At 71.8% G+C, this 20182-nt stretch carries 17 protein-coding genes; 10 read left to right on the top strand and 7 right to left on the bottom strand.

Translation table 11 applies throughout. The features are described from left to right. Positions 1 to 89 precede the first annotated feature (89 nt). The 3 genes from AB4091_RS19715 to AB4091_RS19705 all read left to right on the top strand — a co-directional run bounded on the left by AB4091_RS19715 (position 90) and on the right by AB4091_RS19705 (position 4359). Positions 90 to 803, top strand: a complete 714-nt coding sequence (locus AB4091_RS19715) for a VIT1/CCC1 transporter family protein (protein WP_442294181.1) — start codon at positions 90 to 92, stop codon at positions 801 to 803. Between the two features lie 246 nt (positions 804 to 1049). Further along, a complete protein-coding gene (locus AB4091_RS19710; RefSeq protein WP_442294179.1) occupies positions 1050 to 3203 on the top strand; it encodes a DEAD/DEAH box helicase in 2154 nt (717 codons plus the stop codon). Positions 3204 to 3318: 115 nt separating this feature from the next. Beyond that, positions 3319 to 4359: a zinc-dependent alcohol dehydrogenase family protein gene (locus AB4091_RS19705; RefSeq protein ID WP_442294332.1), complete on the top strand. Its 1041-nt coding sequence runs from the start codon at positions 3319 to 3321 to the stop codon at positions 4357 to 4359. Position 4360: 1 nt separating this feature from the next. Here AB4091_RS19705 and AB4091_RS19700 read toward each other — a convergent pair whose 3' ends face one another. Together AB4091_RS19700 and AB4091_RS19695 are read right to left on the bottom strand one after the other, a co-directional pair. Next, positions 4361 to 4861 (bottom strand): GNAT family N-acetyltransferase, encoded by a 501-nt coding sequence (locus tag AB4091_RS19700; RefSeq protein ID WP_442294177.1) that lies wholly within the window; start codon positions 4859 to 4861, stop codon positions 4361 to 4363. Positions 4862 to 4871: 10 nt separating this feature from the next. After that, positions 4872 to 6914 (bottom strand): NAD(+) synthase, encoded by a 2043-nt coding sequence (locus tag AB4091_RS19695; protein ID WP_442294175.1) that lies wholly within the window; start codon positions 6912 to 6914, stop codon positions 4872 to 4874. A 159-nt stretch (positions 6915 to 7073) separates the two neighbouring features. On the opposite strand from AB4091_RS19695, the gene AB4091_RS19690 reads away from it, so the two are divergent. Next, a complete protein-coding gene (locus AB4091_RS19690; RefSeq protein ID WP_442294173.1) occupies positions 7074 to 7532 on the top strand; it encodes a pyridoxamine 5'-phosphate oxidase family protein in 459 nt (152 codons plus the stop codon). A 101-nt stretch (positions 7533 to 7633) separates the two neighbouring features. Here the strand turns inward: AB4091_RS19690 and AB4091_RS19685 are convergent, their stop codons facing one another. Continuing rightward, on the bottom strand, positions 7634 to 8827 hold the full coding sequence (locus AB4091_RS19685) for a glycine C-acetyltransferase (protein WP_442294171.1): 1194 nt from the start codon (positions 8825 to 8827) through the stop codon (positions 7634 to 7636). Positions 8828 to 8903: 76 nt separating this feature from the next. Between AB4091_RS19685 and AB4091_RS19680 the strand changes: the two genes are divergently transcribed. Then, on the top strand, positions 8904 to 9341 hold the full coding sequence (locus AB4091_RS19680; RefSeq protein WP_442294169.1) for a TIGR03668 family PPOX class F420-dependent oxidoreductase: 438 nt from the start codon (positions 8904 to 8906) through the stop codon (positions 9339 to 9341). On the opposite strand, the gene AB4091_RS19675 is transcribed toward AB4091_RS19680, so the two are convergent. Further along, positions 9331 to 9885, bottom strand: a complete 555-nt coding sequence (locus AB4091_RS19675; protein ID WP_442294167.1) for a dihydrofolate reductase family protein — start codon at positions 9883 to 9885, stop codon at positions 9331 to 9333. The two genes, AB4091_RS19680 and AB4091_RS19675, sit on opposite strands and share 11 nt — an antisense overlap. A 144-nt stretch (positions 9886 to 10029) precedes the next feature. On the opposite strand from AB4091_RS19675, the gene AB4091_RS19670 reads away from it, so the two are divergent. After that, entirely contained in the window at positions 10030 to 10407 is a 378-nt protein-coding gene (locus AB4091_RS19670; protein WP_442294165.1) for a hypothetical protein, read from the top strand. A gap of 31 nt (positions 10408 to 10438) precedes the next feature. Here the strand turns inward: AB4091_RS19670 and AB4091_RS19665 are convergent, their stop codons facing one another. Then, entirely contained in the window at positions 10439 to 11110 is a 672-nt protein-coding gene (locus tag AB4091_RS19665; protein WP_442294163.1) for an alpha/beta fold hydrolase, read from the bottom strand. Between the two features lie 11 nt (positions 11111 to 11121). Further along, complete coding sequence (tdh, locus tag AB4091_RS19660; RefSeq protein ID WP_442294161.1) at positions 11122 to 12159, bottom strand: L-threonine 3-dehydrogenase; 1038 nt, start codon at positions 12157 to 12159, stop codon at positions 11122 to 11124. Between the two features lie 195 nt (positions 12160 to 12354). Between tdh and AB4091_RS19655 the strand changes: the two genes are divergently transcribed. The 4 genes from AB4091_RS19655 to AB4091_RS19640 all read left to right on the top strand — a co-directional run bounded on the left by AB4091_RS19655 (position 12355) and on the right by AB4091_RS19640 (position 17966). After that, positions 12355 to 14907 carry a hypothetical protein gene (locus tag AB4091_RS19655; protein ID WP_442294159.1) on the top strand — a complete coding sequence of 851 codons (2553 nt, stop codon included), beginning with the start codon at positions 12355 to 12357 and terminating at the stop codon, positions 14905 to 14907. 89 nt (positions 14908 to 14996) lie between these two features. Beyond that, positions 14997 to 16739, top strand: a complete 1743-nt coding sequence (locus AB4091_RS19650; protein WP_442294157.1) for a sensor histidine kinase — start codon at positions 14997 to 14999, stop codon at positions 16737 to 16739. Further along, entirely contained in the window at positions 16736 to 17425 is a 690-nt protein-coding gene (locus AB4091_RS19645) for a response regulator transcription factor (RefSeq protein WP_442294155.1), read from the top strand. The genes AB4091_RS19650 and AB4091_RS19645 overlap by 4 nt, the downstream gene beginning before the upstream one ends. Before the next feature lie 46 nt (positions 17426 to 17471). Next, positions 17472 to 17966 carry a Fur family transcriptional regulator gene (locus tag AB4091_RS19640; protein WP_442294153.1) on the top strand — a complete coding sequence of 165 codons (495 nt, stop codon included), beginning with the start codon at positions 17472 to 17474 and terminating at the stop codon, positions 17964 to 17966. A gap of 13 nt (positions 17967 to 17979) precedes the next feature. Here AB4091_RS19640 and AB4091_RS19635 read toward each other — a convergent pair whose 3' ends face one another. Beyond that, positions 17980 to 20181 carry an alpha-galactosidase gene (locus AB4091_RS19635; RefSeq protein ID WP_442294151.1) on the bottom strand — a complete coding sequence of 734 codons (2202 nt, stop codon included), beginning with the start codon at positions 20179 to 20181 and terminating at the stop codon, positions 17980 to 17982. Position 20182: the final 1 nt, after the last annotated feature.

Here is a 20182-nt window from a genome sequence, read left to right as displayed (position 1 = left end):
CGATCCTCGCCCATTCCGGGGCCGCGCGGCCGGATGTCGCGCCGCAGACCTACGATCGGGTCTACCCACTCTCTCCGATCGGAGCCCGCGTGACCGAGCACGACGACCGCGACGAACCGCACGACGACAGCGTCGGAGCCCGTCTCAACTGGCTCCGGGCCGGTGTGCTCGGCGCCAACGACGGCATCGTCTCGACGGCCGGCGTCGTCGTGGGCTTCGCGAGCGCGAGCAACGACCGGGCGGCGATCATCCTGGCCGGCGTGGCCGCCCTCGCCGCGGGCGCGATGTCGATGGCCGCCGGCGAGTACGTCTCCGTGAGCACCCAGCGCGACTCCGAGCGCGCGCTCATCAAGCTCGAGAAGCAGGAGCTGCGCGACGACCCCGACGGCGAGCTCGAGGAGCTGACCCAGCTCTACGAGGCCAAGGGCATGAGCCGGGGACTCGCGGTCGAGGTGGCGCGCGAGCTCACCGCGCATGACGCCCTCGCGGCGCACGCCGAGGCCGAGCTCGGCATCGACCCGGGCAACCTCACCAACCCGTGGCACGCGGCCGGCGCCTCGATGGTGGCGTTCGTCGTGGGCGCCATCCTGCCGCTGCTGACGATCAGCTTCAGCCCCGAGAGCGTACGCATCCACGTGACCGTCGTCAGCGTGGCCGCGGCCCTGGCCCTCACGGGCTGGGTCAGTGCGCGCATGGGCAAGAGCCCGGTACCGCGCGCCATCGCGCGCAACGTCGCCGGCGGCCTCGCCGCCATGGCGGTCACGTACGCCATCGGCGCGCTCGTCGGGGTCAGCCTGGGCTGAGCGCGCGCCCTCGCGACGTGCCGGACGGCATACGGCACCGACCACGCGGACCGGGCTGTAGAGTCGTGGTGTCCCAGCGCCCGTCCGTGGCGCCACCGCCGGATCCGGCAGGGACGTCGGGCGCGCGATGGCGCGTCCACCGGGACTCGGGCCGAGTCCGCCGCCGACACCGCGTCACCTGTTCGATCTGGGTCACGGTGTCGTTCCGGACATCGGACCCGCGTCCGCCGCGTCATCAGGAGGAACATGGCAACGCGCGTCCGCCGCCGTCCCGACGGCCAGGGCCAGAACCAGCGCAAGGAAGACCCGGCGCCGCTCATCCCCGTGCTCGCCCGTCGGGTGCGCGAGGTCGAGTCGCGGGTGTCGAGCAAGGGCAAGGCCAGCCCGACGAACCGGACCAAGTTCCTCGTCGTGGCCCTGCTCATGCGCTCCGAGCGAGCCCGCGTGCGCGACGACGCGTCGATCGCGGGTGGCACGCGTGCCGACCTGCTCAAGCGACTCGACGGCATCGCGACGATCCTCGCGCAGATCGCGGCCCGTGACACGAGCCTGCTGACCCTGCTCGACGCGAACGCCAAGCCCGGCCCCGCGGCGCAGCAGATGCGCCGTGACTGGCTGCTCGAGTCGGGCGCCGAGCTCGCCGACGAGGACCTCGTCATCCAGGCTCCCGAGCCGCCGCGCCCAGTGGTGCCCCCGCAGATCGCGGCGCGCCAGGTCATGCCGCAGTCGGTGCCGTCGCGCGCCCTCGCCAACCCCTTCCTCACGCCCGACCTCGGACGCTCGCAGCACGACTACCTGCCGGGGCGCCTCGCCGGGTGGGACCTGCTGAGCCCGCTCTACCGCGCCTTCGAGCAGGGCGCGGGCGGCGAAGCGGCCTCGATGGACCTGCCGGCCAAGCCGCAGATCGACCGATTCTCACCGCCCGGGTCGCAGCTCATGGTCCACCAGTCGCGGTTCCTCCAGCGCGTCCAGGAGGGCCACCGCACGTTCCTGCTCGCCGACGAGCCCGGCCTCGGCAAGACGGCGCAGTCGGTGATGGCGGCCTCGGTCGCCGGCGCCTACCCGATGCTCGCCGTCGTGCCCAACGTCGTGAAGATCAACTGGGCCCGCGAGGTCGAGCGGTGGACTCCGCAGCGCCGCGTCACGGTGATCCACGGCGACGGCAACGACGTCGACGCCTTCGCCGACGTGTTCGTCGTCAACTACGAGATCCTCGACCGGCACTTCGCCTGGCTCTCGAGCTTCGGCTTCCGGTCGATGGTCGTCGACGAGGCGCACTTCATCAAGAACCTCGGCTCGCAGCGGTCGCAGCAGGTCCTCGCCCTCGGCGACCGCCTCCGGGCCACCACGCCGGGCGGCAACCCACTGCTCATGGCCCTCACCGGCACGCCGCTCATCAACGACGTCAAGGACTTCGACGCGATCTGGCGCTTCCTCGGCTGGATCAAGGACGGAAAGCCCGCCCCCGAGATCGTGCGCAGGCTCGACGGCATCGGCCTCACGCCGGCCGACCGCGGCTTCTACCCCGAGGCTCGGCAGGTCGTCATCGACCAGGGCATCGTGCGCCGCCGCAAGGTCGACGTCGCGAAGGACCTGCCCGACAAGCGCATCGCTGACATCACCGTCGAGCTCGACGACGACCTCGGCCGTTCGATCCGGGCAGCCGAGAAGGCATTGGGCGACAAGCTCGCTCGCCGCTACCGGGCCTTCCTCGCCGAGGCCAACGCCACCGAGATCCCGGGCGAGCCCGACGAGGCGCTCATGCGCCGTGTCGCTGCCGGAGAGCTGCGGGCAGGCGCCGGCGAGAAGTCCGACGGCAAGAACACCGAGAGCGTCTTCAGCCTCGTGCGCCGCATCGGCCAGGCCAAGTCACGCCTCGCCGCCGACTACGCGGCCCAGCTGTCGCACTCGGTGGGCAAGGTCGTGCTCTTCGCCAAGCACATCGACGTCATGGACACCGCCGAGCAGGTGCTCGCCGACGCGGGGCTGCGCACCGTCTCGATCCGCGGCGACCAGACGACGAAGCAGCGCACCGAGGCGATCGACGGGTTCCAGAAGGACCCCGAGGTCTCGGTCGCCGTCTGCTCGCTGCTCGCCGCAGGCGTCGGCATCAACCTGCACGCGGCGTCCAACGTCGTGCTGGCCGAGCTGTCGTGGACCGCCGCCGAGCAACAGCAGGCCATCGACCGCGTGCACCGCATCGGGCAGGACGAGCCGGTGACGGCCTGGCGCCTGCTCGCCGCGGGCACCATCGACTCGCGCATCGCCGAGCTCATCGACGCCAAGCAGGGTCTCGCCGCCCGCGCGCTCGACGGCTCGGACGTCGACGTCGCCAGCGGAGACACCGTCCAGCTCAATGCGCTCGTCGAGCTGCTGCGCCGCTCGCTCGCCGAGGTCTGACTCCCGGGTCCCGCACGACGACGGGACCTAGGGCCCTACCTCCTCCCCGGTCCCGGCGATGGACTGGTGACGTGCCGCTGAACTGCGGCCTCGAGGAGGAGACATGAGCACCACCATGCACGCGATCGTCTACCACGGCCCCGGCCGCAAGGCCTGGGAAGAGGTGCCGAGGCCGACCGTCCAGGCCGACACCGACGCCGTCGTCAAGGTCGACACCGTGACCATCTGCGGCACCGACCTGCACATCCTCAAGGGCGACGTCGCCGCCGTCACCGACGGCCGGATCCTCGGGCACGAGGCGGTCGGCACGGTGGAGGAGGTCGGGCCGGGCGTCAAGAACGTCAAGCCCGGCGACCGGGTGCTCGTCTCCTGCATCACCGCGTGCGGTGCGTGCCGCTACTGCCGCGACGGCAGCTACGGCCAGTGCATCGGCGGTGGCGGCTGGATCCTCGGCCACAAGATCGACGGCACGCAGGCGGAGTACGTCAGGGTGCCGTTCGCGGACACGTCGACCTACGCCGTCCCCGAGGGTGTGACCGACGAGGAAGTGCTCATGCTCGCCGACATCGGGCCCACGGGCTACGAGGTCGGGGTGCTGAACGGTCGGGTGCGGCCCGGTGACGTCGTGGCAGTCGTGGGCGCCGGCCCGGTCGGTCTCTCCGCGATCATGGGCGCCAAGCTGTTCAGCCCGGCGCACGTCGTGGCCATCGACCTGGCTGACGCCCGGCTCGAGGCGGCCAAGCAGTTCGGGGCCGACGTCACGGTGAACCCCTCCCGTGAGGACGCCGTCTCGGTGGTCCGGGCCCTGACCCAGGGGCTGGGCGCCGACGTGGCGATCGAGGCGGTCGGGGTGGCGGCCACGTTCGAGCAGTGCACCGCCCTGGTGCGCCCCGGCGGCACGGTCGCCAACGTGGGCGTCCACGGCGGTCCGGCCAGCCTGCACCTGGAGGAGCTCTGGATCAAGAACGTGACCATCACGACGGGGCTCGTCGACACCTACTCGACGCCGACCCTGCTGCGGCTGCTGGCGACGCACCAGGTCGACCTGGCGCGGTTCGTGACGCACCGCTTCGCGATGGGCGACTTCATCGACGCCTACGACACGTTCGCCCGCGCGGCCGAGACCGGCGCTCTCAAGGTCGTGCTGACGAGCTGACTCAGAGGTCGAGGTGCATGATGCTGAGGCCCACGCGCTCGCCCGACGGGAGCTCGTGGGCCCGCGGCACTGTGCCGATCACGGTGAAACCGAGGCTCTCGTAGAGCCGGACCGCGCTCTTGTTCGTCGCCACCACGGCGTTGAACTGCATTGCGGCGTAACCGGACTCGCGCGCCCATTCGATCGAGTCGACGACGAGCAAGCGGCCCACGCCGAGACCTCGCGCATCGGAGGCGACCATGTAGCTGGCGGTCGAGACGTGCGCGCCGGGACCGGGCCGGTTGCGTCCCATCTTCGCGGTACCGAGCACGCGGTCGCCGTCGACGGCCACGCTCGCGCGGCCTACGGGGCCGTTCTCGAGCCAGATCGCCCGGGCGTCGTCCTCCGAGAGGTCGACGGGGAACGGGAAGGTGTCGCCGGCGCGGACGACCTGCTCGATGATGGGCCACACCTGCGCCCAGTCCGCATCGGTGTAGTCACGGACCGTCACTGCACTTGCCACTCGGGTTTCCTCACTTCTCAGGCACGTTCGCGTCGAGCTCGCTCAACCACGTCACGGACGTCGCGTCGGACGGCATACGCCAGTCGCCACGCGGCGAGAGCGAGCCCCCGGCGACGACCTTGGGCCCGTTCGGCAGCGCCGAGCGCTTGAACTGGTTGGCGAAGTAGCGCGTGACGAACACCTCCAGCCACTGCCGGATCGTCGCGAGGTCGTATGCCGTCCGGTCGGCCTCCGGGTAGCCGGCGGGCCACTCCCCCGCCTCGCTGTCACGCCACGCGTTCCACGCGAGGTAGGCGATCTTTGACGGCCGGTAGCCGCGGCGGAGCACGTGGAAGAGCGTGAAGTCCTGGAGCGCGTACGGCCCGATCCTGGCCTGTGTGCTCTGCGGCTTCTCGCCCTCCTTGGCGGGGACGAGCTCGGGCGAGATCTCGGTGTCGAGGATCGAGGTGAGGGTCTCGCCGACGTGGTCCTCGAACTGTCCCGAGGAGACGACCCAGCGGATGAGGTGCTGCATCAATGTCTTCGGCACCCCGGAGTTCACGCCGTAGTGGCTCATCTGGTCGCCGACGCCGTAGGTGCACCAGCCGAGGGCGAGCTCGGAGAGGTCGCCGGTGCCGAGCACGATGCCGCCGCGCTGGTTGGCGATGCGGAAGAGGTAGTCGGTGCGCAGGCCGGCCTGGACGTTCTCGAAGGTGACGTCGTAGACCTCCTCGCCGCGCCCGAACGGATGGCCCATCGCCGTGAGCATCTGCGTCGCGGCGGGTCGGATGTCGAGCTCCTCCCACGTGACGTCGAGCGACTCCATGAGGGCGATCGCGTTGGTCTTCGTGTGGTCGCTCGTCGCGAAGCCGGGCATCGTGAACGCGAGGATGTCGCTGCGGGGCCGGTCGAGCCGGTCCATGGCCTTGGCCGCGACGATGAGCGCGTGCGTCGAGTCGAGGCCGCCGCTGACGCCGATGACGACCTTGGGCTGTCCGATCGCGCGCAGCCGCTGCTCGAGGCCCGAGACCTGGATGTTGTACGCCTCGTAGCAGTCGAGCGCGAGCCGCTCCTCGTCGTCGGGCACGAAGGGGAAGCGGTCGACCTTGCGCAGCAGGCCGATGTCGCCCGCGGGCGGGGCGAGCTCGATCTCGACGGTGCGGAAGCCGCTGGTGCGGTCGGCGAGCGTGCGGCGGTTGTCGTCGAAGGTGCCCTGGCGCTGGCGTTCCTGGCGGAGCAGGTCGAGGTCGATGTCGGCCACCGACCGGCGCGGCCCCCCGGGGAAGCGCTCGCTCTCGGCCAGCAGCGCGCCGTTCTCGTAGACCATCGTCATGCCGTCCCACGACAGGTCGGTCGAGCTCTCGCCCTCGCCGGCCGCCGCGTAGAGGTAGGCGGCGAGGCAGCGGGCCGACGCGCTCCGGGCGAGCAGGTGCCGGTCCTCGGCGCGGCTCACGGTGATCGGCGAGCCGGACAGGTTGGTCAGGACCGTGGCCCCGGCGAGCGCCGCCTCGTGGCTCGGAGGCACCGGCACCCACATGTCCTCGCAGACCTCGACGTGCAGCACGAAGCCGGGGACGTCGGTGGCCGTGAACAGCAGGTCGGGGCCGAAGGGCACGCGGTCGCCCGCGACGTCGATGGTCTGGCCGCGCTGGTCGTCTCCCGGAGCGAAGTGCCGCCGCTCGTAGAACTCGCGGTAGGTGGGCAGGTAGGACTTCGGGGCGACGCCGATGATGCGGCCGGCGTGGATGACGACACCGCAGTTGTAGATGCGTGAGCCCTTCTCGAGCGGTGCGCCGACGACGAGCACGATCGCGAGGTCGACGGTGGCCTCGGCGACGCGGGCCAGTGCGTCGTCGACGGCGTCGAGCAGGGGGTCCTGCAGGAACAGGTCGTCGATGGCGTAGCCGGAGAGGCACAGCTCGGGGAAGATCGCGAGGGCGACACCCTCGTCGGCGAGGTCGCGGGCCTCGGCGACCACCGCGTCGGCGTTGCGCTCGGGGTCGACCGCGACGATCGGCAGCGTGCACGCGGCGACACGGGCGAACCCCTGGGCGTAGGAGCTGTAGAAGTCCATGGCCCCAGTCAAGCGCACGGCGGTCTGCGGGCGGGGACGACGTACGGGAACCCGCTCGTGTGACGCGATCCTCGCCACGACGATGGGCACGGCGCCCCGAGACCTCCTACAATTCGTAGTAGTCGAGCTCTCGCCCGATGCGACCCGGAGGAGGCCACCATGCCCGACACCATGCACACCGACCCGTTCAGCAACATGGTCCAGGAGCTGCATCCCGAGCAGTCGTGGGGCTTCCTGCGCGAGCGCGAGTTCGGGCGGCTGGCCTTCCACCTCGTGGGCGAGGTGCACATCGTCCCGATCAACTACGCGGTCGACGGCGAGCGCCTCGTCTTCATGACGGCGGAGGGCAGCAAGCTCTTCGGGGTGACGTCCAACAGCGACGTGGCCTTCGAGGTCGACGAGGTCTCGGGTGACCACGCGACGAGCGTGATCTGCCGGGGCCGGGCCCACATCCTCGAGGGCCAGGCGGCCTACGTCGCCGAGCGCCTCCCGGTGCGGCCGTGGGTGGGCACACCCAAGACCGTCGTCGTCGCCATCAAGGTCGACGAGATCTCGGGGCGCCGCTTCACCTTGTCGAGGCCGTGGCTGCGGGACCTTCCGGCCGACCCGCCGGTCTAGACCTGCTCGGTCACTTCGTGAGCGGTAGGAGCTCTTTGTCAGTGGTCTGTCGCTGACAAAGAGCCCCTGCGCTCACCAGAAGCCGCGACGCGTGCGCTGGATCACCCGACGGCGTCGCGCGCCGCGACGAAGGCGTCGACGCACGCGCGTACGTCGGCCTCGGAGTGGCCCGCCGAGAGCTGCACCCGGATGCGCGCCTTGCCGCGCGGCACGACCGGAAAGCTGAAGGCGATGACGTAGACGCCGTTGCCCAGCATGTGGTCGGCGATCTGCGCGGCCCGGCGGGCACCGTCCTCACCGGGGAACATGACCGGGCGGATCGGGTGGGTGCCCGGCAGCAGCTCGAACCCGGCCTCGGTCATCAGCGTGTGGAACAGCTCCGTGTTGGCCTTGAGCGTCTCGCGCTTCTCGGCCGAGCCCTCGACGAGCTCGAGCGCCGCCATCGAGCCTGCGGCGACGGCAGGGGCGACCGAGTTGCTGAAGAGGTAGGGGCGCGAGCGCTGGCGCAGCAGCTCGACGATCTCGCGATGGCTCGCGACATAGCCACCCGACGCGCCACCGAGGGCCTTGCCCAGCGTGCCCGTGACGATGTCGACGCGGTCCATGACGCCGAAGAGCTCCGGCGTGCCACGGCCGCCGTCGCCGACGAAGCCGACCGCGTGGGAGTCGTCGACGAAGACCATCGCGCCGAACTCCTCTGCCAGGTCGCAGATCTCGTCGAGTGGGGCGTAGGACCCGTCCATCGAGAAGACGCCGTCGGTGACGACGACGGTGCGCTTGGCGCGGGCCGTCCTGGCTGCCTCGAGCTGGGTGCGCAGGTCGGTCATGTCCGCGTTCTTGTAGCGGTAGCGCATCGCCTTGCTGAGGCGCACGCCGTCGATGATCGAGGCGTGGTTCAGCTCGTCGCTGATGATGGCGTCCTCGGCGCCGAAGAGCACCTCGAAGACACCGCCGTTGGCGTCGAAGCAGGACGAGTAGAGGATCGTCGCCTCCGTGCCGAGGAACTCGCTGATCCTCGCCTCGAGCGCCGTGTGGAGGGTCTGGGTGCCGCAGATGAAACGCACCGAGGCCATCCCGAAGCCCCACTCGTCGAGTGCCTTCTTCGAGGCCTCCACGACACCCGGGTCGTTGGCGAGACCGAGGTAGTTGTTGGCGCAGAAGTTGAGCGCGTCTGCCTTGAGCGTCGTCACGTGCGCCGACTGGGGCGACGTCAGCTCACGCTCGCTCTTGTAGAGGCCGGCGTCTCGGATCTCCTGCAGCGTCGCGGTGATCTCGTCCTTCACTGAGCCGTACATCGGTGTCCTTCGCGGGTGGGGTCGGATGGCGGGTGGCGTGTGGCGCCACCCAGCGTATGCCGCCCAGAATGGTGCGATGGACGAGCGGGCGATGTTCTCGGGAGCCCGGGTGGCCAGGCTCGCGACCGTGGACCCGGGCGGCGCACCCCACCTCGTGCCCGTCGTCTTCGTCGTGCGGGACGACGGGCTCTGGAGCGCCGTCGACCAGAAGCCGAAGTCGACCCGGGACCTGACGCGGCTGCGCAACATCCGGGGCAACCCGGAGGTCAGCCTCCTCGTCGACCACTACGACGACGACTGGACCCGGCTCTGGTGGGTGAGGGCGGACGGCCGGGCGACCGTCGTGGAGGGTGGCTCGCCCGGCACTGCCGCCGTGCTCGACGACCTCGCCGCGAAGTACCCGCAGTACGCCACCGACCGCCCCGACGGTCCGCTGGTGCGGGTCGACGTGCGGCGCTGGTCGTCGTGGCAGCACGGTGACGGCCGGGGCACGGTAGGTCCCGTCACCGCCTGACGGCATACCTCGCGTACGTCGTCCCACCGGCGAAGCGGCGCGAGTCGAGCAGCTCGAGGTCGAGGCGTATGCCGTCGGGCAGGCTCGACGTGCCGCCACCCACCACGACCGGCACCCTGAACAGGGCCAGCTCGTCGACGATGCCGGCGCGCAGCGCCGCGGCGGCGAGCGTCGGGCCGCCGACGCTGACGTCGCGCTCGGCGCCTGCCACGAACCTACCGGCCGCGACAGGGTCGAAGTCACGTTCGAGAGTGGTGCGGCCCGACGTCACCTCGGTCAGCGTGCGGGAGTAGACGACCTTGTCGGCCGCCTGCCAGATGCGCGCGTAGTCGTGCTCGATGCCGTCACCGTCGGTGGGTGCTGTCTCCCAGTAGGCCATCACCTCGAAGAGACGGCGGCCGCACAGGTAGGTGCCGACGTCACGCTCGAGGTCGTTGACGAAGGCGTGCACCTCGGCGTCCGGAGCTGCCCACTCGAAGCTGCCCGCGGCGTCGGCCACGTAGCCGTCGAGGGAGGCGATGGTCGTGTAGAGGAGTCGGGCCATGTGTTGACTCTGTCACTCGCCACGCTCAGACCGGCTGTTTCCACTGGGGGTCGTGCGGGCAGCAGGACTAGAGTTGATCGGGTTTTCGGCGCGGCGACCCCGCCCGGCACCTCCCCCCGTCCCCCACCCTCAGGGAACCTCCTCGTGCTCCGACGTCTGACTCCCACCTGCGCCGCGGCGGCCTGCGTGCTCGCCCTGGCCGCCTGCGGTGGCAGCTCCCCGAGCCAGTCGCCCGAGGCCGCGGCCCACCCCGGCTGGGCCGTCGTGGCCGAGCTCGTCTGCCCGTCGAGCGGCGACTCCTCGGGCTCGCTGGCGGAGCACAGGATCACGTGCACGTCGAAGGGCAAGCCGCTCGAGGCCGCCTTCTACGACGAGGCCGTGCAGCTCGACCGCAGGGTCAGCACGCTCGAGTGCAAGACCGGGGTCAAGTCCGTGGCCGGCAAGGACTGGCTGGTGCCGGCCGTCACGGACGAGAAGGTCGTCGCGAAGCTGCTCGACGCCGGCGGCATCAACCTCTGCTGACGCGCCGCCCGCCGTCACGTCGAGGCGTCGCTCAGGCGTCGGGCTCGTCGAGGAACGCGTGGGTGAGGTCGGCCAGCTCGCGCGCCGACTCGGTGTTGAGCAGCGGGCCGGCGCCGTCGACGACGTGCAGCCGCGCGGTGGGCAGCTGCTGCGAGAGGTGTTGGGCCGCAGTGACACCCGCCTTGTCCTTGGACCCGGCCACGACGAGGGTCGGCGCCGTGACCTGGCGCAGGGACTCGGTGCCGTCGAAGCCACGCAGCGACTCGAGCACCGCGAGCATCCGCGGGCGCGAGACGCCCGCGTCGACGAGCTTGCTCTCGGGCACGAGGCGCATCGCGAGCCGCTGCATCCGCAGGGCGCCCTTCGACGGACGCACGAGCGCGCCTGCGAGCACGAGGCGCCCGACCAGCTCCGGCCGCTCGACGGCGAGGCGCAGCGCGACGCTCGCACCGACCGAGACGCCGACGAAGTCGGCCTGCTTGACGCCCTGCAGCTCGAGCTCGTCGGCGACACCCGCAGCCGCGGCCGCGAGGTCGAAACCGACTGGGTCCTTGGGCTTGAGCCCACGCATCCACGGGGCGTTCATCGGGCGCCCGGCGCCGAAGGCCGACACGAAGTCCTGCCACGCGATGGGCGACTGGCCCAGCCCGTGCAGGAGGACGAGCGGACGGGGACGGGGACTCGGGTCGGCACCGGACGGCATACGAAAGCCCTTCAGCTCCAGTCGAGGACGACCTTGCCGCACTGGCCGGACCGCGCGGTCTCGAAGGCCTCCTCCCACTGCTCGGCCTCGAAGCGGTGCGTGATGACCTGGGCGACGGCGCCGCGGAAGCGCTCGGACGTCGCGATCATCTGCGACATGGCGTACCAGGTGTCGTACATCTCGCGACCGTAGATGCCCTTGAGCGTGATCATGTGGGTGATCACCTTGCCCCAGTCGAGGTCGTAGGACTGGTGCGGCAGACCCAGCAGGGCGATGCGGCCGCCGTGGTTCATGTTGGCGATGAGGTCGGTCACGGCAGGTGCAGCGCCCGACATCTCGAGGCCGATGTCGAAGCCCTCCTTCATGCCGAGGTGGTGCTGCGCGTCGGCGAGGCTCTCGCGGGTGACGTTGATCGTCAGGTCGGCTCCCGCGGCCTCGGCGAGCGAGAGGCGGTAGTCGCTCGCGTCGCTGACGACGACGTAGCGGGCGCCGGCGTGACGTGCGATCGCGGCCGCCATGACACCGATGGGGCCGCCGCCGGTGATGACGACGTCCTCGCCGACCATCGGCCACTGCAGCGCCGTGTGGGTCGCGTTGCCGAGGGGGTCGAAGACGGCACCGAGGTCGGGGTCGAGGTCGGCCGGCTGCACCCAGGCGTTGCTCGCCGGGATGACGACGTAGTCGGCGAACGCGCCGTCGCGGTTGACGCCGATGCCCTGCGTGCGGATGCACAGGTGGCGCCGGCCCGCGCGGCAGTTGCGGCACGTGCCGCACACGATGTGGCCCTCGCCGGAGGCACGGTCGCCGACCTTCACGTCGGTGACGTCCTCGCCGACCTCGACCACCTCGCCGTAGAACTCGTGGCCGATGACGAGCGGCGGTTTCACGACCGACTCGGCCCAGTCGTCCCAGCCAGCCAGGTGAAGGTCGGTGCCGCAGATGCCGGCCCGCATCACGCGGATCTTGACGTCGGCGGGCCCGCACGCGGGCTCGGGACGGTCGACGAGCTCCAGGCCGGGGCCTGCGGTCAGCTTGGTGAGTGCACGCACGGAGGAGAGTCTGCCGTATGCCGCCGCGCCGGGTCTCGCGGGCGCGGGCCGGTGCGACCGACGCCCTTTGCGGGAAAACCCCGATGCGCGGGTGCCCGGCGGCGCAACACTCTTTTCAAGGGGTCCTCGCCGCGTGGCACGCAGGGCACGCGCGGCGAGGACGAGGGGGGCGGGGGCCCGAGCCGGGAGGGTGACATGACCAACGGGCAACCGGAGCAGGACCTCGACCTGTCCTTCGTCGAGGAGGGCGCGGTGATCCGGGTCGAGCAGGCCCTCACGCTGCTCGCCATCGCGGCCGTGGCGGTCCTCGTGGTGCTCGTCGACTTCATCTTCAGGACGGCGTCCCACCCCTCCTGGCAGATGATCATCGGCACGGGCGAGCTGGTCTGGCGCTTCCTCGGCTCGCCGACCGGGATCGGCCTGCTGGTGCTGACGGCGCTCGCCGCCGCCAACTACGGGGTCCGTCGGCGAGAGGTGAGCGGCCTGGCCACCGCCCCCGCCTTCATCGGCCCCGAGGAGGGACCGTCCCGGCCCGGGGAGGGCGACCTGCTCATCTGCTGCTCCGGGGGTGGCATCAAGTCGGCCTCGTTCTGTCTCGGCGGGCTGCAGCGGCTGCACGAAGGTGGCGCTTACCAACGCGCGCACACGGTCGTCGCCGTGAGTGGAGGCGGTTACGCGGCCTCCGCCTTCGCCGTGATGCGCCATCGCCTCGGGCTCGACGGACGCGGCCGCACCCGGACACCCTTCGGGCAGGGAAGCACCGAGCTCTACGAGCTGCGCCGACGCACCAACTACATCGGCCAGCCGGGGCGCACCCGGTTCGATCTCGGGGTGGCGCTGCTCGCCGGCATCGCCCTGAGCACGCTCATCCTGGGCACTGCGGTCGTGATCGTCGCGTGGCTGCTGGGGCAGTACCTCGTGACCACGGGCATGGTCAGCCGGGCAGGCGGCCCCCCGAAGTGCGACGACAAGGGCCTGCCGGCCGCCTGCAACACCTGGCAGCTCTCCTTCCCTGAGTGGGTCGGGAGCAGGGCCCTGCTGGTGCCGTTCGGCGTCGTCGTGCTGATCGCGGTTGCGATCTCGCTGCCCTCGCTCACCGAACGGGTGCAGAAGTTCACCTCGTACGCGGCCGGCCGAAGGATGTACGAGGTGTTGGTCGGGGCGCCGGCCGCGCTGTCGAGGTCGTCGTTCAGCAACGTGCCCTCGCGCCTGCTCGCGCTCGCCTTCGCGGTCCTCGGCTTCTGCGTGGTCATGCCGTGGGCGACCGTGCAGCTCCACAACGGCTTCGTGGTCGCGCCCCCGGGCCAACCCGGCACCGACGCTCTCGGCACCCTCCAGATCTGGGCGACCGCCGTGGCGAGCCTCGGCACCCTCGGCGGGCTCGTCTCGAGCATGGTCAAGGGGATGGTAGCCAAGCCCGCCGAGTCGAACGCCGGGAAGGTGCTCGAGGCCTTCCGGCAGGCGGTGGCCCCGTTGCTCGCGGTCCTCATCTTCATCGCGATCGTCGTCGCGGTGACCTCGGTCATGGCTGCGTGGTTCTCCACCGCTGCCTTCGGGCATCAGCACCAGGTCTGGTGGTTCGTGCTGGCCGTGCTCACGCTCGTCGTCCTCCGGCTCACCGGCTCGTCGGGGTGGTCCACGGTCCATCGCTTCTACCGAGACCGACTGCGGTACGCCTACCTCGACCACGGAACCGGCCTCGCCCACCAGCCCCGTCGCGAGATCCGTCTCGCCGAGGTGGCGACGGGCGGACGCCCCAGCCCCGACAGCAAGGACTGGTGGCCGGGGCTCACGCTCGTGGCCACGGCGAACGTCCAGGAGGGCGACGTGATGCCGAGCGGTCGCGGGGGCACCCCCTTCGTGCTCGGTGAGCAGGTCGGCCTGACCCAGAGCGAGCTGCCCGGCGGGTCCGCCCTCGTGCGGGGAGACCGCTACGCCTACCGGCTCGCTTCCTCCGACAAGCCCGAGGCGCGGCTCGGCGTCGCCATGGCTGCTGCCATCTCCGGCGCGGCGGTGGCGCCCACTGCCGGACGCGAGAGCAAACGCATCGGCGCCTACCGCCTGCTGCTCGCCTTCGCCAACATCCGGCTCGGCGTCTGGGTCCACAACCCGAAGTACCCCCAGCGGACCCCGCCCACCGTCCCGGGGCGTCGAGCGGGAGAACGCCTCTCGGGTGTGCAGGCGCTGCTCAACCGCCGGTTCGACCGACCGACCGCCCTCAACGTGGTCAACGAGGCCTACGGTCGCGTCTCCATCCACTACCCCTACCTCTACGTCACCGACGGGGGCCACTACGACAACCTCGGGCTGGCCGAGTGCCTGCGCCGGCGCCCCCGGGCCGTCATCGTGCTCGACGGGACGGGGGACGAGGAGGACCAGTTCCCCGTACTCGGTGACGTCATCGCGACAGCCCGGATGGACGACCAGGTCACGATCAGGCTCAACCCCACCCCGCTGTTTCGGGGCGGACGTGAAAACCCTCTCGAGAGCCACGTCGTGGGCACGGCCAGGTACGCCGACTGCGACACGGTGACGAAGATCCTCTACATCCGGTGCGTCCTCCCCCGGGACGCGTCGTGGGACCTCAGGTCCTACCGACTGCGCAACCCCGACTTCCCCTCCACGCTCCAGCGGTTCGAGATGTTCGACGAGTTCGACTTCGAGGCGTATCGCGAGCTCGGGCACCACCTCGTGGACCGTGCCTTCCGTGCGTATGCGTTGGCAGACGACGACGAGGTCGTGCAGTGACCGCACCCGCGGGATGCAGGCAGCGACCGAGGCCCAGGACGTTGCCGGAACTCGGTGGCCCTGCGATGCACCGCGCGGGAGAATCGCTCGTGTACTTGCGCCTGACCCCGACCCGGGCGGTCCTCTTCGGCACCACGGCCCTCGTCGTCAAGATCGCCACCTCGGCCCCCCGGCTGTCCACCGAGGCGCCGGCCGTCGCGATCACCTGGCTGACGACGCTGTCGTTCGTCGTCATCGGTCTCACCCTGCTGTCGTCGGGCCTCCCTCGCATCAACGGGTGGGCCTGCCTGCTCGTCGCCTGGGCGATCGTCCCCGGCGACCTCAACGACCCGCACTACGCCGCACACGGGCTGTCGTGGCTCGGCTTCCTCCTCGAGCCCGTCTACCTGGCGGCCGCCGTCGCCCTCGTGCTGCGCTACCCGCGCGAGCGGCTGCGCAGCCGCGATCGGGCCATCGTGGTCTCGATGCTCGCCGTGAGCCTCGTCAGCCGGGCGGGGGCGATGTTCACGTCGGGATCCGTCAAGGACGGCTTCCACCGGCCCGACGGGTTCCCGACCGCAGCCCTCGACCCCGTGTGGCACGACGTCGTCTTCGTCCGGGTCGGCCGCGGGGCGACGGCGGCCCTGCTCGTGCTGACCGGAGTCGTCCTCATGTGGCGCGCCGCGAGCTCCATCGGCCTGAACCGCCAGTCCATCGCACCGCTCGCCGTCGTCACCGCGATCTGCTCGTTCGCCGCCGCGTTCGACCAGGCGTACTGGGCGCGGATGGTGCCCGACCTCAACGCGGCCCTCGCCCGCGACCTCAGCGCGGCCATGATCCCGGTCGCGCTGCTCGCCGACCTCCTCCGGCGCCGCACGGCCGGGACGGTCATCGCCGAGCGTGTCGTCGCAGCCGCCCGCTCCGGCGACTCGCTGGAGCTCCAGTCGGCCCTGCGCAGCGCCCTCACCGACCCGTCGCTCGTCGTGGGCCTGCCCGAAGAACCGAGCACGCTCCCCGCCCACGGCCCGTCCAGCGCCCGGTCGCGCGCGGTCGTGACCGACGACTCCGGTCGCGCCCTGATCCGGGTCGACTACAACCCCAAGGCGATCGGCGACGAAGCCCTGCTGCGGTCGGCGCTGGAGGCGTCGCGGGTGGGGCTCGAGAACACGCGGCTCAACGCCGAGCTCCGCGCCAACCTCGCCGCCCTCACCGAGGCCAACGCCCGCATCGTCAGCGCCACCCTCGACGAGCGCCGCCGCATGGAACGCAACCTCCACGACGGGGCCCAGCAGCAGTTCCTCGCGGTCGCGGCCCTGCTCGCCCGCGCCGACCTCGTCGAGGCGGTGGAGGCGCGCCACATCGTCGGCGAGGCACGCCACCAGCTGCGTGACGCGCTGGCCGAGCTACGGCGGCTGGCCCGCGGCATCCATCCTGCGGCGCTCGCCCAGGGCGGGCTCGTCCCCGCGATCCACACGCTGCGCGAGGCGGCCCCGTTCCGGGTCGAGCTCGACGTCGACGCGGCGACAGCCGCACACCGGCCGAGTGCCGCGGTCGAGGCGGCCGCCTACTTCGCCACCGCCGAGGCGCTCGCCAACGCGGCGAAGCACGCGGGCGCCACCGACGTACGCGTCGGGATCCGTCAGCGGGAGGGCGCGCTCGTCGTGACGATCGCCGACGACGGCACCGGCGGCGCACGGCTCGCCCCGGGTGGCGGTCTCGTGGGGCTGCGCGACCGGCTCACCGCCCTGCGTGGCTCGCTCGTGGTCCACAGCGACCCGTGCAGCGAGCATCCCGACCGGCACGGCAGCGAGCTCGTCGCCCAGATCCCGCTCGACGAGGTGCGCGACCGATGACGGCGCCGGTGGGGTCCCCGCTGCGCGTCGTCCTCGTCGACGACTCGGCCCTGTTCCGCAGCGGTCTGGCCGGGCTGCTGAGCGCCTGCGGACTCGAGGTCGTCGCCGAGCTGCCCGACGCAACCCGGCTGCCCGAGGCGATCGCCCGTCACCGACCGCACGTGGTGGTCCAGGACGTACGCCTGCCGCCCGACCACAGCGACGAGGGAATCCGCGCGGCACTCGCCACGCGGGCCGCGCGCCCGGACGTCGGAGTGCTCGTGCTCAGCACCTACGTGGAGTCGACCTGGGCGCAGCAGCTCTTCCGGGACGGGTCGGCGGGCCTCGGCTACCTGCTCAAGGACCGGGTCGACGACGTCGACTCCCTCGTCGAGGGCCTCCAGGCCGTGGCGCGCGGCGGCACGGTCGTCGACCCCGAGGTCGTCGACCGGCTGATGAGCACCACCCAGCGCCAGTCGTCCGTGCTCGACCCGTTGACCGAGCGCGAGCGTGACGTGCTGGCCCTCATGGCCGAGGGCCGGTCCAACGTCGGCATCGGCGAGCGGCTGTTCCTCTCACCCCGCACCGTCGAGGCCCACATCGCGGCGATCTTCACCAAGCTGCCGCTCGAGTCCGACGACAACACGACCAACCGCAGGGTGCTGGCGGTGCTGGCGTTCCTGCGCAGTGGCGGTGGCGAGCCGTGACGATGCGCGTCGGCCCCGACCTGCTGCCATGGGCGAGGATGTCCCCGTGACGAACCCACCCGAGAGCGCGCGCGTCGAGCACGCCGTCGAGCGGCTGCGGGCGGCCGGCGAGCGTCTCACCCCTGCGAGGTATGCCGTCCTGCGGGTGGTCGACGCCGCCGACCGCAGCGACGAGCACCTCACCGCCGACGACATCGGAGCCCGCGTGGCCGACCTCGAGCCGGCCGTGCACCGCGCCACCGTCTACCGCACGCTGACGTCGCTCGTCGACTCCGGGGTGCTCTCGCACGTGCACCTCGGCGGCGCGGCGACCGTCTACCACCTGAGCGCCGGGCCGACCACCGAGCACGCGAGGCACGGCGCGGCCCACGAGCACTCCGAGCAGCACGCGCACGTGCAGTGCCACGTCTGCGGCAAGGTGCTCGACGTCCCGCCCGACGCCTTCGACGCGGTGGCCGAGCAGCTGCGCGCCGACCTCGGATTCGTGCTCGACACCGGGCATGCCGCCCTGCTCGGCACCTGCCGCGACTGCGCGACGTGACGCCCTCCCGGCGTCAGCGGGCGCGGACGTCGAGGAGGTAGCCCTGGGCGGGGCCGATGACGGGAACGGGCAGACCCACCCCGGTCAGCACCGCACCGGGCACGACGAGCCCGTCGCCGTCGAGCGCACGCTCCCACCAGGCCGGGTAGGTGTTCTGCACGACGGCCGGGAGGCCGGCCTCGGGACGGACTCGGACGGCATACGTCCTCGTCGGGTCGAGACCGGGCAGGGGCACCGATCCCGTCACGGCATCGCGTCCCGTCACGAGCCGGGCGACGGTGTACGCCGCCCGCCCCTGCTCCGCGTCGACGGTGCCGGTCACCTGCAGCGTCCCGTCGGGGGTCTCGCTGCGCACCAGGTCCCCCGAGTGCAGCAGGGGCCGCAGCTCTCGGGCCAGCGCCGTCCACCGGGTCAGCGCCTCGAGCTCGTCGTCGGAGCACGTCGTGAGGTCCCACTCGAGGCCGGGGTGGCCCTGGAGCGCCATGAGCATGCGGAAGCCGAGGTCGACGGTGCGGTGCGTCGTGTGCGCGCTCGCCGGACCGATGTGGGTTCCCATCAGCTCGGCCGGCACGAGCAGGCTCGTCCAGCGCTGGATGCTGGCCCGCTCGAGTGCGTCGTTGCAGTCGCTCGTCCAGATGCGGTCGGTGTGGTCGAGCACCTCGAGGTCGACGCGTGCGCCGCCGCTGCTGCACGACTCGATCTCGAGGTCGGGGTGGCGGCCTCGCAGGTCGTCGAGCAGCCGGTAGAAGGCGAGCGTGTGCGCGTGGACCGCGGGGGCGTCGACCCGCCGGGCATCCCCGCGGTCGACGGTGTGCACGGCCTCGAGGAGGTCGCGGTTGTGGTCCCACTTGATGTAGTCGATGCCGTACTCCGCGACGAGCGCACTGATGCGCTCGAGAAGCTGGGCGTATGCGGCGTCGTTCGTCAGGTCGAGCAGCTGCTGCCAGCGCCACTCGCGAGGCGAGCCGGCGGCCGGACCCAGCACCCACTCCGGGTGCTCGCGCACGAGGTCGCTGTCGTCGTTGACCATCTCGGGCTCGAACCACAGGCCGAACTCGAGACCGAGGCCCTTGACGTGGTCGACGAGCGGAGCCATGCCGTCCGGCCAGACGTCGCGCGACACGACCCAGTCGCCGAGCCCGGCGCGGTCGTGGCGGCGGCCGCCGAACCAGCCGTCGTCGAGGACGAAGCGCTCGACGCCGATGCGAGCAGCCTTGTCGGCCAAGGCTTTCAGCTGGTCGAGGTCGGTGTCGAAGTAGACGGCCTCCCACGTGTTGAGCACGACCGGTCGCGGCCGCGACGGGTGCCCGGCCCGCGCCCTCAGGCTGCGGTGGAGACGGCGAGTGAGCCCGTCGAGGCCCTCGGTGGAGTGGACGAACACGACCGTCGGGGCGGCATACGTCTCCCCCGTCGCGAGTCGCACCTCGCCGGGCGCGAGCAGCTCGCCGCCGCCGAGGACCGCGTGGTGGCGTCCCGCGCCCTCGGGCAGTGCCTCGACGAGGTGCTCGTGGTTGCCGCTCCACGCCGTGTGCACCGCCCAGACCTCGCCCTGGCGCCAGCTGAAGCCGGCCGTGCCGGCCATCATCAGCAGGGTCGCGTCGTGGCCGGTGCGGCCTCGGCGGCTGGCACGCAGGTGGGTGCCGTGGTCGAGCCGGCTGCGCTGCGGCGAGCGTTCCCGGCACCAGCGCCCGGTGAGGTCGAGCACCTCGTCGGCACGCAGGGGAAGGGGCAACATCGCGCGCAGCGCCGAGACGTCGAGCGGTGCCGCGTCGCCCGAGGTGCTCGTCACCGACGCGTCCACGCGCAGCACCCCGTGCTCGTCGAGCGCGTGCCGCAGCTCGAGCCGTATGCCGTCCGCTGAGCTCGCGCGCGTGATCGCCGTGGCGCCCTCGGCCTCGCAGGTCACGTCCTCCCAGCGCACCGCACCGGCGCCGCCGGCTCGGTGACCTGCCCAGCCGGGCGTGCCCGACCAGCCGTCGGCTTCGCCCGGGAGGAGCGTGAGCGGCCAGGGCTCGTCGAGCGCACTCGGCGGGGCCGGGGCTGTCGTGACCGCAGCCAGGGCGGCATACGTGCTCGCGCCTCCCGGCAGGGCCGGGCCCCAGTGCACGACCTCGGGCAGCCCCGAGCCGCCGGGGCGCGGCTCGAGCACGAGCGCGGTCCCGGCGGACTCGATGTGGACGATGGACGGTGCAGTGCGTGTGGTCTGGTCGGTCACG

It is taken from the genome of Terrabacter sp. 2RAF25, from assembly GCF_052115265.1.
Classification (GTDB): Bacteria; Actinomycetota; Actinomycetes; order Actinomycetales; family Dermatophilaceae; genus Terrabacter.
This window is presented reverse-complemented; position numbering and strand designations above follow the sequence as displayed.

What these genes read in the sequence shown, in the direction of transcription:
- AB4091_RS19710 (WP_442294179.1), top strand. Translation starts at nt 1,050, where the DNA reads ATGGCAACGCGCGTCCGCCGCCGTCCCGACGGCCAGGGCCAGAACCAG.
- AB4091_RS19705 (WP_442294332.1), top strand. Translation starts at nt 3,319, where the DNA reads ATGCACGCGATCGTCTACCACGGCCCCGGCCGCAAGGCCTGGGAAGAG.
- AB4091_RS19695 (WP_442294175.1), bottom strand. Translation starts at nt 6,914, where the DNA reads ATGGACTTCTACAGCTCCTACGCCCAGGGGTTCGCCCGTGTCGCCGCG.
- AB4091_RS19690 (WP_442294173.1), top strand. Translation starts at nt 7,074, where the DNA reads ATGCCCGACACCATGCACACCGACCCGTTCAGCAACATGGTCCAGGAG.
- AB4091_RS19685 (WP_442294171.1), bottom strand. Translation starts at nt 8,827, where the DNA reads ATGTACGGCTCAGTGAAGGACGAGATCACCGCGACGCTGCAGGAGATC.
- AB4091_RS19680 (WP_442294169.1), top strand. Translation starts at nt 8,904, where the DNA reads ATGGACGAGCGGGCGATGTTCTCGGGAGCCCGGGTGGCCAGGCTCGCG.
- AB4091_RS19675 (WP_442294167.1), bottom strand. Translation starts at nt 9,885, where the DNA reads ATGGCCCGACTCCTCTACACGACCATCGCCTCCCTCGACGGCTACGTG.
- AB4091_RS19665 (WP_442294163.1), bottom strand. Translation starts at nt 11,110, where the DNA reads ATGCCGTCCGGTGCCGACCCGAGTCCCCGTCCCCGTCCGCTCGTCCTC.
- AB4091_RS19655 (WP_442294159.1), top strand. Translation starts at nt 12,355, where the DNA reads ATGACCAACGGGCAACCGGAGCAGGACCTCGACCTGTCCTTCGTCGAG.
- AB4091_RS19645 (WP_442294155.1), top strand. Translation starts at nt 16,736, where the DNA reads ATGACGGCGCCGGTGGGGTCCCCGCTGCGCGTCGTCCTCGTCGACGAC.